Source organism: Variovorax sp. J22R115 (assembly GCF_030317005.1).
Classification (GTDB): domain Bacteria; phylum Pseudomonadota; class Gammaproteobacteria; order Burkholderiales; family Burkholderiaceae_C; genus Variovorax.
On the sequence record NZ_JASZYM010000003.1, the window covers coordinates 271052 to 287032 of the forward strand.

At 67.0% G+C, this 15981-nt stretch carries 16 protein-coding genes; all 16 read right to left on the reverse strand.

Going from position 1 to position 15981, the window contains the following annotated elements; genetic code table 11:
• Window position 1 precedes the first annotated feature (1 nt).
• Window positions 2-1108 carry a porin gene (locus QTI04_RS06625; RefSeq protein ID WP_286614604.1) on the reverse strand — a complete coding sequence of 369 codons (1107 nt, stop codon included), beginning with the start codon at window positions 1106-1108 and terminating at the stop codon, window positions 2-4.
• Window positions 1109-1131: 23 nt separating this feature from the next.
• Window positions 1132-2100 (reverse strand): PDR/VanB family oxidoreductase, encoded by a 969-nt coding sequence (locus tag QTI04_RS06630; RefSeq protein WP_286614606.1) that lies wholly within the window; start codon window positions 2098-2100, stop codon window positions 1132-1134.
• Window positions 2101-2279: 179 nt separating this feature from the next.
• Window positions 2280-3305: an aromatic ring-hydroxylating dioxygenase subunit alpha gene (locus tag QTI04_RS06635; protein ID WP_286603423.1), complete on the reverse strand. Its 1026-nt coding sequence runs from the start codon at window positions 3303-3305 to the stop codon at window positions 2280-2282.
• A gap of 41 nt (window positions 3306-3346) precedes the next feature.
• Complete coding sequence (locus QTI04_RS06640) at window positions 3347-3565, reverse strand: recombinase-like helix-turn-helix domain-containing protein (RefSeq protein WP_286614608.1); 219 nt, start codon at window positions 3563-3565, stop codon at window positions 3347-3349.
• Window positions 3566-3612: 47 nt separating this feature from the next.
• Entirely contained in the window at window positions 3613-4761 is a 1149-nt protein-coding gene (locus tag QTI04_RS06645; RefSeq protein ID WP_286614609.1) for an FAD-dependent monooxygenase, read from the reverse strand.
• 24 nt (window positions 4762-4785) lie between these two features.
• Window positions 4786-5730 carry a tripartite tricarboxylate transporter substrate binding protein gene (locus QTI04_RS06650; protein WP_286614862.1) on the reverse strand — a complete coding sequence of 315 codons (945 nt, stop codon included), beginning with the start codon at window positions 5728-5730 and terminating at the stop codon, window positions 4786-4788.
• Between the two features lie 119 nt (window positions 5731-5849).
• On the reverse strand, window positions 5850-6821 hold the full coding sequence (locus QTI04_RS06655; protein ID WP_286603429.1) for a VOC family protein: 972 nt from the start codon (window positions 6819-6821) through the stop codon (window positions 5850-5852).
• Between the two features lie 106 nt (window positions 6822-6927).
• Window positions 6928-8406, reverse strand: coding sequence for an aldehyde dehydrogenase (locus QTI04_RS06660; protein ID WP_286614611.1), 1479 nt, complete (start codon window positions 8404-8406; stop codon window positions 6928-6930).
• A gap of 13 nt (window positions 8407-8419) precedes the next feature.
• A complete protein-coding gene (locus QTI04_RS06665) occupies window positions 8420-9229 on the reverse strand; it encodes an aspartate dehydrogenase (protein ID WP_286614612.1) in 810 nt (269 codons plus the stop codon).
• A gap of 14 nt (window positions 9230-9243) precedes the next feature.
• On the reverse strand, window positions 9244-10941 hold the full coding sequence (locus QTI04_RS06670; protein WP_286614613.1) for a thiamine pyrophosphate-binding protein: 1698 nt from the start codon (window positions 10939-10941) through the stop codon (window positions 9244-9246).
• Complete coding sequence (locus QTI04_RS06675; protein WP_286614864.1) at window positions 10934-11773, reverse strand: SDR family oxidoreductase; 840 nt, start codon at window positions 11771-11773, stop codon at window positions 10934-10936. The genes QTI04_RS06670 and QTI04_RS06675 overlap by 8 nt, the downstream gene beginning before the upstream one ends.
• Window positions 11774-11793: 20 nt before the next feature.
• A complete protein-coding gene (locus tag QTI04_RS06680) occupies window positions 11794-12633 on the reverse strand; it encodes an IclR family transcriptional regulator (RefSeq protein ID WP_286603438.1) in 840 nt (279 codons plus the stop codon).
• Window positions 12634-12665: 32 nt separating this feature from the next.
• Window positions 12666-13538: an alpha/beta fold hydrolase gene (locus tag QTI04_RS06685; protein ID WP_286614614.1), complete on the reverse strand. Its 873-nt coding sequence runs from the start codon at window positions 13536-13538 to the stop codon at window positions 12666-12668.
• Between the two features lie 8 nt (window positions 13539-13546).
• On the reverse strand, window positions 13547-14092 hold the full coding sequence (locus QTI04_RS06690) for a cupin domain-containing protein (RefSeq protein ID WP_286603440.1): 546 nt from the start codon (window positions 14090-14092) through the stop codon (window positions 13547-13549).
• 25 nt (window positions 14093-14117) lie between these two features.
• On the reverse strand, window positions 14118-14933 hold the full coding sequence (locus QTI04_RS06695; protein ID WP_286614615.1) for an SDR family oxidoreductase: 816 nt from the start codon (window positions 14931-14933) through the stop codon (window positions 14118-14120).
• 4 nt (window positions 14934-14937) lie between these two features.
• Window positions 14938-15918 (reverse strand): tripartite tricarboxylate transporter substrate binding protein, encoded by a 981-nt coding sequence (locus QTI04_RS06700; RefSeq protein ID WP_286614867.1) that lies wholly within the window; start codon window positions 15916-15918, stop codon window positions 14938-14940.
• Between the last annotated feature and the right edge of the window lie 63 nt (window positions 15919-15981).

Sequence of the window (15981 nt, forward strand, 5' to 3'; positions counted from 1 at the left end):
GCTAGAAGGCGGTGCGAAATCCGAACTCGGTTCCCGTGGACGCGCTGTTCGGCGACGTGAGAACACCGCCCAGCGATTGCGCCGCGCCGTTGCTGTTCGAGATGCGCGCGACCGTGACGTACATGGCGCTGCGCTTCGACAGGTTGTGGACATAGCCCAGCGCCACCTTCGACGACGTCGGCTTCTGCAGGCCGACGAGGGCATCGCGCTCATAGCGTGCGTACGACAGCTTGATCTCGCCAGGACCGACCGGCAGGTTCAGGCCCACCAGTGCGCCCTCGCCATCGATCGAGCCCAGCGACTCGTCGTAGTACTCGGCCATGAGTTTCAGGTTCATCAGCGATTCGACGACGTAGGAGATGCCGAAGTTCGTCATGCGGAGGTCACCGGTGGCATAGGTGGTCTTGCCGGTGGCGATCGCCACGTTGAAGGGACCATTGAGATAGCCCACGCGTGCACCCGCGTAGTTGCCGTCGTCCTGGGTCGAAAGGGGAATCGGTCCCGGCAGAACGGCCCTCGAATCGTTCTCGCCCGTGGCAACCATCAACTGGCCATAGACGCCGCCCAGCGAAGGAGGCAGGAAGTACCCGACACTGTTCGACGCGCGCGTGCCCGTCGGTGCGGCGAGGCCGCTCTGGCTCGCGAAGTACACGTGGTTCGCACCGATGCCGCCGCCGGTGCCGAAGGGATCGAAGAGCGCCGTGTTCCAGAACGTGGGGGTGTAATCGCGGCCGAGGCGCACTTCGCCGAAGGGACCCGACAGGCTGACCGTCGAGCGGCGTGACCACGTCAGGCCGCCGCCGCCGGTGGTGCCGCTGATCTGGTTGTTGGTGTTCGTGAGGTAGCCGGTCCCGGCGTCGTTCTGCAGGCCGGCTTCGAGCCAGAAGCCCGCAGCGTACCCACCGCCGAGGTCCTCGGTGCCCCGGAAACCAAGGCGGCTGAAGGTGTTGGAACTATTGGTCAGTTGCCATTTGCTTGACGAGATCGGCCCCGATCCGGTTGTATAGGCGACCGCGGCGTCCAGCACGCCGAACAAGGTCACGCTCGATTGGGCGCAGGCGATCGACGCGGCCGCGCATGCGGCCGCGACCACAAGAGTCTTCTTCATTGATTTTTTCTTTCGGGGGAGAGTCAGATATCGAGCACGAGCGGGCCGCGTTTGCACCCCGATACGCAAATCATCATGGTCTTGTTCGACGCACGTTCCAGCTTGGTGAGGATGCCGTCGTGGTGGTCGATCTCGCCGTCGAGCACCTTGGTTTCACAAGCGCCGCAGACGCCTTCCTTGCAGCTGTGGTCGGGGTTGAGACCGGCGTCGATCAGGCTGTCGAGGATCGACTTGCCCGGCGGCACTTCGACGGTCTTGCCGCTCTTCGCGCACTCGACCATGTAGCTCTGCGTGGCGCTCGGCGCCTCGACATGAACCGCTGCGAAGCGTTCGATGTGCGCATGCGGGTAGCCGAGCTGCTCGCACGTCTTCTCGAAGCCGTCGAGCATCGGCGTGGGGCCGCAGCAGTAGTAGTGGCTGTCGGCGCCCTTGTCGACCAGCAGCGCCGCGAGATTGGGCGGCCCGCCCTTCTCTTCGTCGAAGTGCCACGTGAGCTGCACCGACTTCTCGGCGGCCAGCGCGGTGATGGCTTCCACGAAGGCCGCCTCCTTCCGGGCGCGTGCGCAGTAGAGCAGCTCCACCGGCTTGCCGATCGAAATCAGGCGCTGCAGCATGCACCAGATGGGCGTCACGCCGATGCCGCCGGCCACGAGCACGGAGCGCTCCGCGCCCTCTTCGAGCTTGAAGTTGTTGCGCGGCACCGAAATCGGGAGCGTCATGCCCACGCGTAGCTGCTGGTGCACATAACGCGATCCGCCGCGGCTCTTGCGGTCGTTCAGCACGCCGACCACGTAGCGCTGGCGATCGGTCGACGGGTTGCACAGCGAATAGCTGCGCACCAGTCCGTTGGGCAGGTGCAGGTCGATGTGGGAGCCGGCTTCGAAGGCGGGGAAATCCACTTCCGGCGTGGCCGGTCGGAACTCGACGCTGACGATGCCGTCGGCCTCGTAGCGCATCGTGTGCACCAGGGCGTTCAGCGTGGGGGATGACATGGCAGGAACCTCGAAGGATGTAATTGCTCGCCCCCAGATCGGCTCACTGCGTGTAGCCTCCCACCCCCGACCGGGGGGGATACCAGCGGCCCGGCGAAGCCGGTTCGGCGGTATCTCTGGAGGAGAGCGCTGCGCATTGGCGGGGGCTGGGTCGTTGCAAGGAAACGCAGTTCAGGGGATCAGGAAACCGAACGGGTATCCAGTTGCTGTTGCGCCAGGCCGCGAAGGTGGCGGCGCAGGCGCACGATGCCCAGGTCGTGCTGGTAGAGCTGCTCGTGCTGGTTGGCATCGGGCTCCATGTTCTCGATCAGCACGCGGTCCTGTTCGAGCACATGCCAGTGGCGCGCCTCGAGACGATTCTTGTAGAGGAAGCGCCAGGTGTCACGCTCCCAGCCCACGGGCAGTCGGCGCACGCGCCAGTGGAAAGCGCACGAGAGCGTCGGCGAGATCGGCGTGTAGCTGCCGACGATGCCGAAGTTGCCGCCGGGGCCGCCGGTCTTCGGGTACGGGATCTCCAGACGCATCCAGTGGATGCCGGTGTCGGCCCATTCCGTCCAGTCGAAGTTCACGTTGCGCTGGCCTTCCTTCTCGAACACGAAGCCGGTGTCCGTCGCGCGGATGCCGAACTTGGCCGTGGAGTCACCCTCGGCCATCGAGTGCGACTGCTTGTGCAGGAAAGTGCCGTGCATGGGGTCCATCACGTTGTCCAGCACGTAGCGGTAGTCGCCCTTCCATTCCGCATAGCAGAGGAAGCTGGAGTACTGCGCGTCGTCGGTCAGTTGCTCCGGGAGCACCAGCGGCGGCGGAGTCTCGACCGACTCCTTGGAGTTGTAGAGCCAGACGGCGCCGGCGCGTTCTTCCACGTGATAGAAGCGCGTGGCCTGCGAGCCTTCGAGCTTGCAGCCAGGGCTGCCGGGCACGCGGGTGACGACGCCGTCGCAGCGCACTTCGACGCCGTGGTACGGGCAGGACAGGCGGTCGCCGAGGATCACGCCCTGCGACAGCGGCGCGCCGCGGTGTGGGCAGCGGTCTTCGAGCGCATGCAGCTTGCCGGCATGGTCGCGCCAGAAGGCGAACTTGCGGCCGAGGCGGCGCAGGGAGACGGGCGATTCCTTGATGAAGCTCGTCGGGCAGATCGGATACCAGAGATCCTTCAGGCCGATTTCGAGCAGTTGATCGACCGGGTCATCGTGAGTGGTGGTCATGGCGGTTCCTCTTGAATGGGAGAAATGGGGCGATCGAAGACTCAGGCGCCGAGGGCGGCCATTTCTTCGCGATAGATGGCCTCGGTCCAGCTCTTGCCGCTGGGGCTGGCGAGGCCGCTCTGGTTGAGTTGCTCGACCAGGCCGGGCAGATCGTGGATGCCGGCCGCGAAGGCGCGCTCGATGGCATCGCCGAGCAGGTCTTCGTAGGTGGTGGGGGTGCGCTGGCGCGCCTGGTGGGGATCGAGACAACGGTCGGTCATGGTTCGCTCCATCGAGAAGAAGTGGGTTGTGCGGAATTGCTGTTGGTTCAGGCGGCTTGGGCAGCGACGGGAACGGCCCAGGCGTCGTAGCCATAGACCCAGTCGGCATTGCCGCCTTCGCGCAGCCAGTTGTTGCCGCGGGAACCCAGTTGAACCTGGCTCGCGCGTTCGATGCGGGCCTTCTCGTAGCGCTGCAGCCCCGCGGCGGCATCGCTCATCGAGACACCTTCGAGGTGACGGGCCAGCACGACGGCGTCTTCGATCGCCATGCCGGCGCCCTGTGCCATGAAGGGCAGCATCGGGTGCGCCGCGTCGCCCAGCAGCGCCATGCGGCCTTCGGCCCATGCCGGCATCGGATCGCGCTCGTACAGTGCGGTCTTGAGCACGGTGTCGCAAGCGTCGAGCAAGGCGCGCGCCTCGGGGTGGTAGTCGACGTACTGCTCGCGCAGCTCGTCGACGCTGCCGGGCGCGGTCCACGATTCGAGATGCCAGGTGTCCTGCGGCGTGGTGGCGAAGATGAAGATGTCCTTGCCGCGGTTGAGCGGGAAAGTCACGATCTGGCTTTGCGGGTTGGGGCCCCACCACTTGGTGAAGGCACCGAGGTTGGGCACGCTGGCGACACGCTCGGCCGGCACCACAGCGCGATACGCGACGATGCCGGTGAAGCGCGGGCTCTCGGCGCCGAACATCGCGGTGCGCACTGCCGAGTGGATGCCGTCCGCGCCGATCAACACGCCGACGCGCGCGCTGGTGCCGTCCTCGAAGTCCAGGCTCACGCCATCCTTGTCCGCGGCGATGGTCTTGGCGCGCTTGCCCAGCGCGACGCGCTCGGCCGGGAACATGTCCGCGAGAGCCGCCAGCAGGTCGGCGCGGTGGATGGTCAGCTGAGGCGCGCCGTAGCGCTCTTCGGCCGAGTCGGCCATTTCGAGGCGCGACGTTTCTTCGCCGGTGTCGTAAGTGCGGCTGATGCGGTGCGTGGGGCGTGCGGCTGTCACGCGGGCCGCTTCGCCAACGCCGAGGCCGTCGAGTGCGCGCACCGCATTGGGCGTCAGGTTGATGTCGGCACCAACTCTTGCGAACTGCTTCGCCTGTTCGAACACGACCACGTCGTGCCCTGCGCGCTGGAGTGCGATGCCGGCGACCAGCCCGCCGATGCCGGCGCCGACGATGCCGATAGTGGATTCATTTGTCTTCATGAAGTGTCTCCTTGGGTCTTCGAGTTATTCGGCAACGATGTTCCGGGCCTTGATGATCTTGGCCCAAACCGCCGTTTCGTCACGCATCGCGGTGGCGAACTCGGCCGGCTTCATCGTGGCGGCCGTCATGCCCTGCGCCTGCAGGCGTTCACGCACGTCGGGCTGGTCCAGAATCTCCGCGGCGTCCTTGGCCAACTGCTCGGCGACGGCCGGCGGCGTGCCGGCGGGTGCGAGCAATCCATACCACGAGGTCACGTTCACGCCCTGGATGCCCTGCTCCGCCAGCGTCGGGATCTCGGGTGCGACCGGGCTGCGCTTGGCTTCGGTCACGCCGAGCGCGACCAGCTTGCCGCTCTTGATGAAGGGCAGCGTCGCAGGCAGGTTGCTGAACATCAGCGGCACCACGCCGCCGAGGACGTCGTTGAGCGCGGGGCCCGTGCCCTTGTACGGAACATGCAGCAGATCGACACCGGCCTGTTGCTTGAATAACTCGCCTGCGAGGTGCAGGCCGCTGCCGACGCCAGGCGATGCGTACGACAAGGTGTTCGGCTTGGCCTTGGCCTGTGCGACCAGATCCTTCGCGGTCTTGATGCCGGAGCCGGGCGAAGCGACCAGCACGTTGGGCGCCTTCGCGAGCATCGTGACCGGCACGAAGTCCTTTTCGATGTTGAACGGGAAGTTCGGCATCAGGGTCGGGTTGATCGTGAGGTTGCCGGCAGGCACCACCAGCAATGTGTGGCCGTCGCCCTTGGCGCGCTTGACCTTGTCGATGCCGATGTTGCCGGCGGCACCCGCCATGTTCTCCACCACGGCCGCTTGGCTGTAGCGCTTGGCGAGGCCGTCCGACAGAATGCGTGCCAGCGTGTCGACCGGACCGCCCGGCGGGAACGGCGAGATGATGGTGAAGCGCTCGCTCGACAGCTGCTTGTGCACATCAGTCTGTGCAAATGCAGATGCGCAACAAAGCACCGCTGCGAGCGCAGCGACGCATGCTCGGGAAACACCGCGGATCCGGCTCAGCCGGTCCGCCGGTGTTGCCCCCTGCAAGGGGGTAGGCGAAGCGACACGAAGTGCGCGAAGACTGGGGGTCATTTTTTCTCCGTCAGGAACTTGCCTTGGGGGCCTTCGACGTTTTTCTGGCGACGGGTGTTGCCGTCCAGACCGCCATCGACTGCCCATTCCGCGAAGACGGTCGGACCGGGCTCGAATTCGCGCGGCTGCCAATCGGCCGTGAGCTGGTCTTCGTCGGCGTAGTACTCGATCAGACCGCCGGCCGGGTTCTTGAAGTACCAGAAGTACGCCGACGACACCGGATGCCGGCCCGGGCCGAGCTGCGTTTCCCAGCCCTTGCGCGAGAAGTGCAGACCACCCCCGAACACTTCGTGGATGTCGCGCACCGTGAAAGCCACATGGTTGAGCCCGCGCTTGCCCGAAGGGATCTGCAGCAGGAACAAGTCGTGGTGGCCACCGCTCGGAGCGCAGCGCATGAAGGCGCCGCGATTGGGGTAGCTGTCCGACGACACGAAGCCGAAGCGATCGCTGTAGAACGCGCTGGTCGCCTGCACGTCGCTCACGAAAAAGACCACGTGGCCCACCTCGATGGGCGTCGCGCGCTCGTATATCGGCGCGGGCTGGTTGACGCGGGGCTTGGCGTTCCACGTATTCATCGCGCCGCAGTCGATCTCGACTGCGTGCTTGCGGCTGACCTGAAGGCGCACCGCCAGGCCGTTCGGGTCGATGCAGCCGATGCGGCGCGCGCCGTCGACGATGCCGTCGACGAAGCTTGGATCCTTCGCAATGGCAGCGGCATAGCGGTCGAGGTCCGCGTCGCTCTCGACGCCCCACACCACTTCGCGCAGCGTGGGCCCCTCTTCCATCGCTGGCGGCAGGCCGGGCTTCTCCAACGCCGCGACGACGACCCTGCAGCCATTGAGGCACTCGAAGACGAGTTCGTCAGCCGCCTCGGACTTCAGGGTGAGGCCCCAGTCCTGGAAGAATCCACGGCAGGCGGGGAGGTCATCCGCCCCGTAGGTGATCTGGTCGATTCCCAAAACGCTCATATCGATCTCCATTCAAGAAATACCGCGGAACCGGCTTCGCCGGGCCGCTGGTATTGCCCCCTGCAGGGGGTGGGCGGCCACACGCAGTGGGCAAGCCTGGCGGTGTTCATGCATTTGCCCAGGGCAAGGGTTGTTCATTTGTGCCCCAGTACATGCTCTTCTGCTCCATGTACTGGAAGATGCCTTCGCGGCCCTTTTCGCGGCCCAGGCCGCTGTCGCGCCATCCGCCGAACGGGGTCGAGACCGAGAACTGCTTGTAGGTGTTGACCCAGACCGTGCCGGCTTGCACCGCGCGGCCCAGGCGCCAGGCGCGCTTGAAGTCGCGGCTCCACACGCCGGCGGCAAGTGCGTAGATGCTGTCGTTGGCTTGCGCGATCAACTCTTCCTCGTTGTCGAAAGGCATCGCGACCAGCACCGGCCCGAAGATTTCTTCCTGGCTGATGCGTGCGCTGTTGTTGAGGCCTTCGAGGATGGTCGGCGTGTAGAAGTAGCCCTTGTCCATGCCATTGCCGTGCGGACGCACGCCGCCCGTGCGGATGCGGCCGCCTTCGTGCACGCCGAGTTCCACATAGCGCTCGATGCCCTCGCGGTGGCGCGCCGTGATCAGCGGACCCATCTGCGTGCTTTCGGAAGCCGGGTCGCCCACGCGCAGGGCGTTGGCGCCTTCGGCGAGTCGCGTCAGGAACTCGTCGTAGATCGAGCGCGCGACGAACAGGCGCGAACCCGCAATGCACGATTCGCCCGACGAGCTGAAGATGCCGTAGAGCACGCCATTGATGGCATGGTCGAGGTCCGCGTCTTCGAGCACCATCGTTGGCGACTTACCGCCGAGTTCCAACGACACCGGCATCATCTTGTCGGCCGCGATGTGGGCGATGTGCTTGCCGGTGGTCGTGCCGCCGGTGAAGGACACGCGCTTGACCAGCGGATGCTTGGTGATCGCATCGCCGATGACCGAGCCCTTGCCCGGCAGCACGCTGACGATGCCCTTGGGCACGCCGGCTTCTTCGCAGATCCGCGCGAGTTCGAGCGCCATCAGAGGCGTGACTTCAGCGGGCTTGACGACCACCGCGTTGCCGGCTGCGAGCGCGGGTGCCAGCTTCTGCGCTTCGCTCGCGATCGGCGAATTCCACGGCGTGATGGCAGCGACGACGCCCATGGGCTCGTGCACGCTCATCGTGACGAAGGGGCCGCGCGACGGCGTGATGGTCTCTTCCAGCGTCTCCAGCGCGGCGGCGAAGAACTGGAAAGTGCCCGCGGCGCTCGCCACCAGGCTTCGCGTCTCGTTGATCGGCTTGCCGTTGTCCAGGCGCTGCTTCTGGGCCAACGCTTCGCTTTGTTCGCGAATCAGGTGCGCCACGCGATGGAGGACTGCCGCGCGCTCGTGTGGGAGCTTCTGGGCCCAGCCGCTGGTCAGGAAGGCGTGGTGCGCGCGCGTGATGGCCTCGTCTACGTCGGCCAGGGTCGCGGCCCGCAGGCGTGCGATCGGCTCGCCGGTGGCCGGATAGAGGCTTTCGTAGACGTCGCCGCCGCCCAGGCGCCATTCGCCGGCGATGTTGAGGGGGAGCAGTTCAGAGGAAATCATGGAGTGTCTCGTTTCAGATCGCGAGGGCTGCCACGCGGTTGCGCAGCGCACGCACGGCGCTATAGACCGTGAGCGCGGACGTCTTGGGATTGGCCGCCAGCGGCTTGTTGCGCATGGTCAGCTCGAAGTCGCCAAAGGCACCTTCGGCCTCGACCGTATGGATGTTCTCGGTGACGGCCGGATCGGCGATCAGGCGCACGAAAGTGCGGTCCAGACCCAGACCGGCCAGCGACACGGTCGCCGCCACGTTGGCGTTCTTCGGATAGAGCATGGCGGCCTCGCGCGCGCTGCCTTCGAAGATCACGGTCTCGGCCGTCAGCGCGCCCAGGTCGCGGCCCTCTTCCGCCGGCGTTCCCTTCCACGCGTGCGGCGGCTTGCGACCGGTGTAGCGCACAGTGTCGAGCCCGCCGACGCGGGCGGCCGCCAGCGCGTCGATGGCGCCGATGGCGCCGGCGATCAGTTGCACCTGCGTGCCGCCTGTGACGGCGGCCGCTTCGAGCCTTTCAGCGAAGCCCTCGGCCGAGAGCGCGCCCACGGAGGCCACGATGCAGGGCGTGCCGCGTTCCAGCGCCGGCAGCACGTGCGCCTCGATCGCCGCATGGCCTGCGGCTTCGACGACGAGGTCGATGCCATCGGCCGGAACGGACGACACGACCTGCGCGCGCGGTGCGAGCCGCTGCGCCGTGGCCTGCGCCGAAGCCAGCGCATCGGTCGGCACGACGATGGCCTTGATCTCCAGGGCGACGTCGCCCTGCAGGAGTTCCAGCACCGAGGTGCCGATGGCACCGCAGCCGATGAGCGCAATGCGCGTGGTGGAGGACATGCGAGGCGCTCCGCTCACTTGGCCGTGCCGAGCGCAGGGATCTGCGTGATCGTGTTGGTCGGCGGGCCGGCGAAGGTGCTCTTGAAGCCGCCGACCGACAGCATGTCGATCTCGAGCAGGAAGGGACCGTCGGTGGACAGCGCCTGGTCCAGGCGCGCCGGCAGGTCGTCCAGGCTCTGCACGCGGGCGTGCGGCAGCGCGATCGACTTGCACAGCAGGTCGTAGTCGGGCGTGTGCAGTTCGGCGTAGCAGCGACGGCCGCCGTACTGCACGTCCTGGATGTTTTTGATGACGCCGTAGCTCTTGTCGTTCATCAGCACGATCACCATGGGGGCCTTCTCCTGCACCATGCAGGCCAGCTCACCCAGGTTGAGGATGAAGCCGCCGTCGCCGGCCAGGCAGAAGGTCTTGCGGCCCGAGCCCGTCACCGCGGCGCCGATGGCCGCACCGATGGCCATGGGCATGCCCTGGCCGATGCCGCCGCCCGTGGCATGCACGCCGGCGCTGGGTTCGAAGATGCGCAGTTCGCGGTTGCCCCAAGTGCTGTTGGAAACAGTCACGTCGCGCACCCAGTTGAAGTTGCGGCCTGCCACGGACTGGATCTGGCGAACGAGCTCGGCGTACGGGCCCAGGCCGTCCCGCAGCGTCGCGACCGCCTGGTCGTGCGCGGCGCGCAGATCGACCAGCAGCTTGGGATCGGCTTTGTACTTCGCGGCTTCGAGGCGATCGGCCAGCCCTTCGAGGGACAGGGCGGAGTCACCACAGACGAAGGCTTCGGTGGCGTAGCAGCGGCCTTCGGCAGCGGCGTCGGCATCGATGCGGTACAGCGGGCGCGGGAGCTTCAGTTCGTACTTGAGCGTCTCATTGCCGCGCAGGCGCGAGCCGACCACGAGCATGGCGTCGCAGGTTTGATAGAAGTTCTCGACGGGCTTCTGGATGTTGTACGCACCGAGCGAGCCGGCGTCGTCCTCGGGCACCGTGCCGCGGCCTTGCGTGGTGGTGACCACGCCGAAGCCGAGCTTCTGCAGGCGCTGGATGGCTGCGCGGGCGTGGCGCGCACCGCCACCGACCCACAGCAGCGGGCGCTTGGCCTTGGCCAGGCTCGCGGCCAGTGCGTCGAGGCCGGCCTTCGAAGGCACGGCACGCTCGATGGGCAGTGGCGACAGGTCGGCCGGCATCGTGACGAGCGCCGACTGGATGTCGATCGGAATCTCGACGCTCACGGGGCCGGTGGGCGCGGTCATCGCCACCTGCACCGCGCGCTTGAGCGTGCCGAGCACGTTCTCGACGCTGCGCACACGGAACGCGGCCTTGGAGATGGCCTTGAGCATCGTGAGTTGGTCCGGTGCCTCGTGGATGTACGACATGCCCTTGTCGATGTAGGGCGTCTCGATCTGGCCCGTGATGTGCAGCAGCGGCGCGCCGGCGGTCAGCGCCTCGACCATGCTGCCGGCGATGTTGCCCGCGGCCGGGCCGGTGCTGGTCACGCACACGCCCAGGCTCGCGGTGGAACGTGCATAGGCGTCCGCCATGTTGCCCGCGCCAGCCTCGCCCCGCGCCGAGATGAAGCGGATGGCGCCACGCTGCGCGAACGCATCGAGGATCGGCATGTTGTGGATCGAGATGACGCCGAACGCAGCCTTGACGCCGCATTGTTCGAGGAAGGCCGCGACGACTGCGCCGACGGTCACGGTGTTGTTGGGGTTATGCATGGCGGGAATGGCCTCCGGAGATATCGATGTGGGCACCCGTCGTGTAGGAAGCGAGGGGCGAAGCGAGAAAGAGAATCGCGCGAGCGGCTTCGATCGGAAGTCCCAGGCGACCCAGCGGAATGTGTTTGCTCTGCGCGAGCTGGCTGCTCCATGCGGCCCAGTCGAGCTCGGTCTGCTCGCGAGCCTCGAAGCGGCGGCGCCACTGGCCCGACTCGACCAGGCCGATCAGGATGCCGTTGACGCGCACGCCCTGCGCTGCGAACTCGGTGGCCATCGAGCGCACCAGGTTGAGCAGGCCGGCGCGTGCAGCCGAGGTCGCGACCATGTGCGGTTCGGGCTGGCGCGCGAGAAGCGAATTGGCGCAGACGATGGAAGCATCGCCGAGCACGACGCGCTGCGCCGCGAGCTGCGGCAGGAAGGCGCGCGTTGGGTTGATGACCGAGAAGAACTTCAAGTTGAGCTCTTCGGTCCAGGCAGCGTCTTCAGTGTTGGCGAAAGTGGAGACACGCCCCTGACCGGCGTTGTTGATCAGCATCGAGGCCGGGCCCAGCGCGGCCTCGCTCTCGGCGGCGAAGCTTTGCACCGAGGCCGCGTCGAGCACGTCGCAGGTCCGCGCGAAGAGCTTGGCCTGAGGGCGGTCTACGCGCAGAGCGGCCACGGCGCGATCGAGCCGCTCCGCATTGCGGCCGCACAGTGCCACGGCGGCGCCGCAGTCCAGCAGCGCCTCGACCGTTGCAAGCCCGATGCCGGAAGAGCCGCCGGTCACGACGGCCACGCGGCCAGCCAGCGCATCGGCGGCGAAGAAGGAAGGAGAAAGGGTCGGCGTCGTCATGTTCATGATGCCCGCGGGGCTCAGGCGCGTTGACCGCTTCGCAGCGGAACGACCTTCGCCGAGGGCGAATAGTTCAGGAGGCCCGAGATGGCATCGGCGGTGTCGCGCACGCGCTGCACCATTTCCTCCATGCGGGCTTCGTCGATGTGGCCGGACGTGATGGTGGCGCCCAGTGCGGCCACGATGTGTCCGCTGTGATCGCGCACGGGTGCGGCGATGGTGGAGATGTTCGATTCGAAGAAGCCTTCGCCCAACACATAGCCGCGCGTGCGGTCGGCCTGGACCATGTCGAACAGTTCGTTGACCGTCTTGGGCGTGCTCGGTGAAAAGGTTTCGAGCTTGTCTTCGGGGTAGAGCGCACGCAGCTGCGTCAGCGTCAAGTCTTCGAGCAGGATGCGACCGAGGACCGTGGCATGCGCGGGCAGGCGGGTGCCCACGGTGACCGAGCTGGCAAAGGGCGTCGGCGGCGCGACCTTCGCGACGTAGACGATCGAGCGGCCATCGCGCACCACCAGGTTGCAGGGCGTGCGCAGCTCTTCGCACAGGCGCTGCAGCAGCGGCGTGCCAAGCTGCGTGAGTTCCAGCGAGGCCAGGTATTCGAAGCCGAGGCGCAGCACCGCCAAGCCGAGGCGATAGTCGCGGCCGCCTTCGGCCTTCTCGAGGAAGCCCATGTTCTCGAGCGTCGTCAGAAGACGGAACACCGTCGAGCGCGGCAGGTCGAAGCGGCGCGCGAGTTCCGGCGCGGAGAGCGAGCGATTCTCGCGGCTGAATTCGCAGAGAACGCGCAGCCCTCGTTCGAGTGCAGGGACGTTGTAGCGGTCCGTCCCCTCCTCCATCGCATCATTGCCGGTCGTGTTCATAGGTCTCCGATTGAGTTGTTCTGGACGTGTGTTCAGGCAGACAGCGCATCGCGCAGGATCGCGGCGACGGCGGCAGGCTGCTCCACATAGCTCGCGTGGCCCGCGCCCTCGATCAGTTCGAGCGGCACGCCGCACTTCTGCGCGACCTCGGCACAGCCGGCCGGGGACGTGACCACGTCGAGCGCGCCGCAGGCCACGCGAACGGGCACTGCAGGCGGAAGGTCGGCCAGCAGGTCGCCGCCGCACAGCAGTTCGACGGCCTGGCGGTAGCCCGCATCGTTGAGGCGAGACATGTTCCAGCGCACCCATTGGCGTGCCAGTTCGCTCGCGTTGTCGGACAGCAGGCGCCCCGAGCGCTTCGCGGCCATGCCGACGATGCCGAACTGGGCCAGTGTGCCCATGCGTTCCGCATGGACGCGCTCACGGGCGTCGGCGCGACCGGGTGTGCCATAACCAGCCGCGGGGCTGATCAGCACGAGCCGCCGGATGCGCGCAGCGAGCGCCGAGCCCGCACGCGCCGCCGAAGCGGCGGTGAGCGCCCCGAGCGAATGCCCGACCAGCACGCAGGATTCGATCTCCAGTGCATCGAGCAGGCCGTGCAGGCGCGCGGCGTAGTCGGCCGCGGTCGGCACTGCGGGCGCGACGGGCGTGGACTCGCCATAGCCCGGCGCGTCCCACGCAATCAGCCGCGCACGTGGCGCGAGCAACGATGCCGTGTCTAGCCACGATGCCGCGCCGGAGCCGATGCCATGCAGGCACACCAGCGCCGGGCCTGTGCCGCATTCGCGCACGGACACCACCGCGCCGTCGCCCACCGGCACGCGACGCGCCGGAAAGCGCGCATCGAGCCGGTTCAGCTCGGAAGGCGGCGGAGACAGGGCATCGATCACGGCGGTGTCGCTCATGTCAGGGCTCAGCGCTTGATTTTTGCGAGGGGGTGATCGGCCGGGTACGTCGGCGTGACCGGCTTCTTCGCACCGAGCATCACGCACATCAGCGCGTCTTCATCGCCGATGTTGATTTCTTCGCGGTACACGCCGGGCGGCACCGAGATCAGGTCGCGGTCGGTCATGATGGTTTCGAAGCGCTCGCCGTCCTTCTCGAGGACGACCTTGAGCTTGCCGCGGATCAGGAAGAACACTTCCTCCACGTCCGTGTGCAGGTGCGGCGGGCCTTCGTGGCCGGCGGGGATCACCATCGTTGAGAAGGTGAAGTTCTCGGCCGGCACGGTGTTGACGTCCTTCGCGACGCCGGTGCCGCCGGTGCCGACATAGCGCATCTGGGCGCGGCGGAACTTGGGGTCGAAGTCGGCCTGGAACTTCAGCGCGTCCCAGTCGTACTTGCGGGTCGAATAGCGCGCGATGCGGGTGTTCATCCACGCTTCGAGGCTGGCGCCTTCGGGACGCTCCCAGGTCGGGGCAGTGCCGTCGATGTTCTGTTGTTCGGACAAATCGCTCATCGGGAAACTCCTTGGTCGAGAAAAATCAATGCATCACAAAGCCGCCATTGACGGCGAGCAGTTGGCCGGTCATGAAACGCGACAGGCCGGACAAGGCGAACAGGACTGCGCCGCAGACGTCGACCGCCTGCTGTTCGCGCGGGAGGGACCGGCCTTCCAGGTACTTCTGGTGCCGCGCCATGGGCACGTATTCAGTCGCCTCCACGAGCGTGAGGCCGGGCGCCACGGCGTTGACCGTGATGCCGTCGCCGCCCCACTCGCGCGACAGCGAACGCGTCATCGAGATGACGGCGCCCTTGCTCGATGCGTAGGCCAGCAGGTTCGGCGCTCCCCACAGCGCGGTGTCGGACGCCAGGTTGACGATGGCGCCGCGGCCGCTCTGCGCGAGGGCAGGCTGGCAGGCGCGGCTCATGAGCCAGGTGCCGCGCACGTTGACGTCCATCACGCGGTCCCACATGTCGATCTCGAGCGCATGCGCGTCGCGTCCGCCCGAGTTGGTGATGGCCGCGTTGTTGACCAGGCCGTCCAGTCCGCCGAGCAGCTTGACCGCGTCGGCAGCGCCCTCGGCGATCGAGGCCGGATCGCTCAGGTCGACAGTGAGCGCGTGCGCCATGAAGCCATCCTCGCGCAAGGCCTGCGCCTCGACCTGCGCGAGGTCGGTGAGGATGTCGGCAAGCACCACGCTGGCGCCGGCCTTCGCGATGCACTTGGCAAAGGCGAGCCCGAGACCGCGCGCGGCGCCGGTCACGAGCACGCGACGACCGGCCAGCAGGTTCGAAGGCAGCTCGGCGAGCAGGGCTTGCAGGCTGGCGGGATCGGCGGTGGTATTCACTTCGGTCATGAGATCAGTCCGCCTGGATGCCCAGTTCCTTGATGATCCGGCCGAAGCGCTCGAAGTCGGCGGCATTTGTCTTGGCCAGCGTCTCGGGAGTGCCACCCAGCGGCAGCGCGCCCAGGACGGCCATCTTGGAGGCGACGTCCGGCATCTTGAGGATCTCGTTGAAGTGGCCGTTCAGCGTCTTCACGACGTCGGCAGGCATGCCCTTGGGCCCGAACAGGCCGTGCCAGGCGGTGACTTCGATGTCCTTGTAGCCCAGCTCCTGGAATGTCGGCACGTTGGGCGCGAGCGGCGAACGCTGATGGTCCGCCACCGCGAGCACGACCATCTTGCCGTTCGGGAGGTAAGGCGCGACCGGGCCCAGCGTGATGTAGGTCAAGGGCACATGGCCGCCGAGCACGTCGTTGACGGCCGGCGCCACGCCGCGATACGGCACGTGGCGAATGTTCAGACCGGCCGACTTGTTGACCATCTCGCCGAGGATGTGCATCGGCGAGCCGCTGCCGGGGCTGGCATAAGACAGGGGCTGGGCCTTGGCGGCAGCCGGCAGGTCCTTGAAGCTCTTGATACCGGAGGCGGTGCTGGCCACCAGGGCCAGCGGCAGGGTGCCCGTCTGGATGATGGGCGTGAAGCCGTTGAGCACGTCGTAGCTCGACGAGCCGTTGGTCTTCAGGACGAGTTGCGCAATGGAGAAGGTGCTGGGCGCCAGGAGCAACGTGTAGCCGTCCGCAGGCGCCTTGGCCACAAAGCTGCTGCCGATGACGCCGCTGGCGCCCGGCCGGTTGTCGACCACCACTGGCTGGCCGATGCGCGTGGACAGCTTTTCGGCAAAGAGGCGCGCAAGCGCGTCGGTGTCGCCGCCGGCCGGGTAGGCCACAACCAATGTGACGGGCTTGCTCGGAAAACCCTGGGCCCAGACTGGAGCGGCTGCACTTGCGGCTGCGATCGAGAGAGCGAGAGCCAGGGCCTGGCGACGTGTCTGCTTCATCATGGTCATTGCGATCCGTGGAGTGGTGAACGCTGACAGACCGCACTGGAGCTCTGGTCTGTT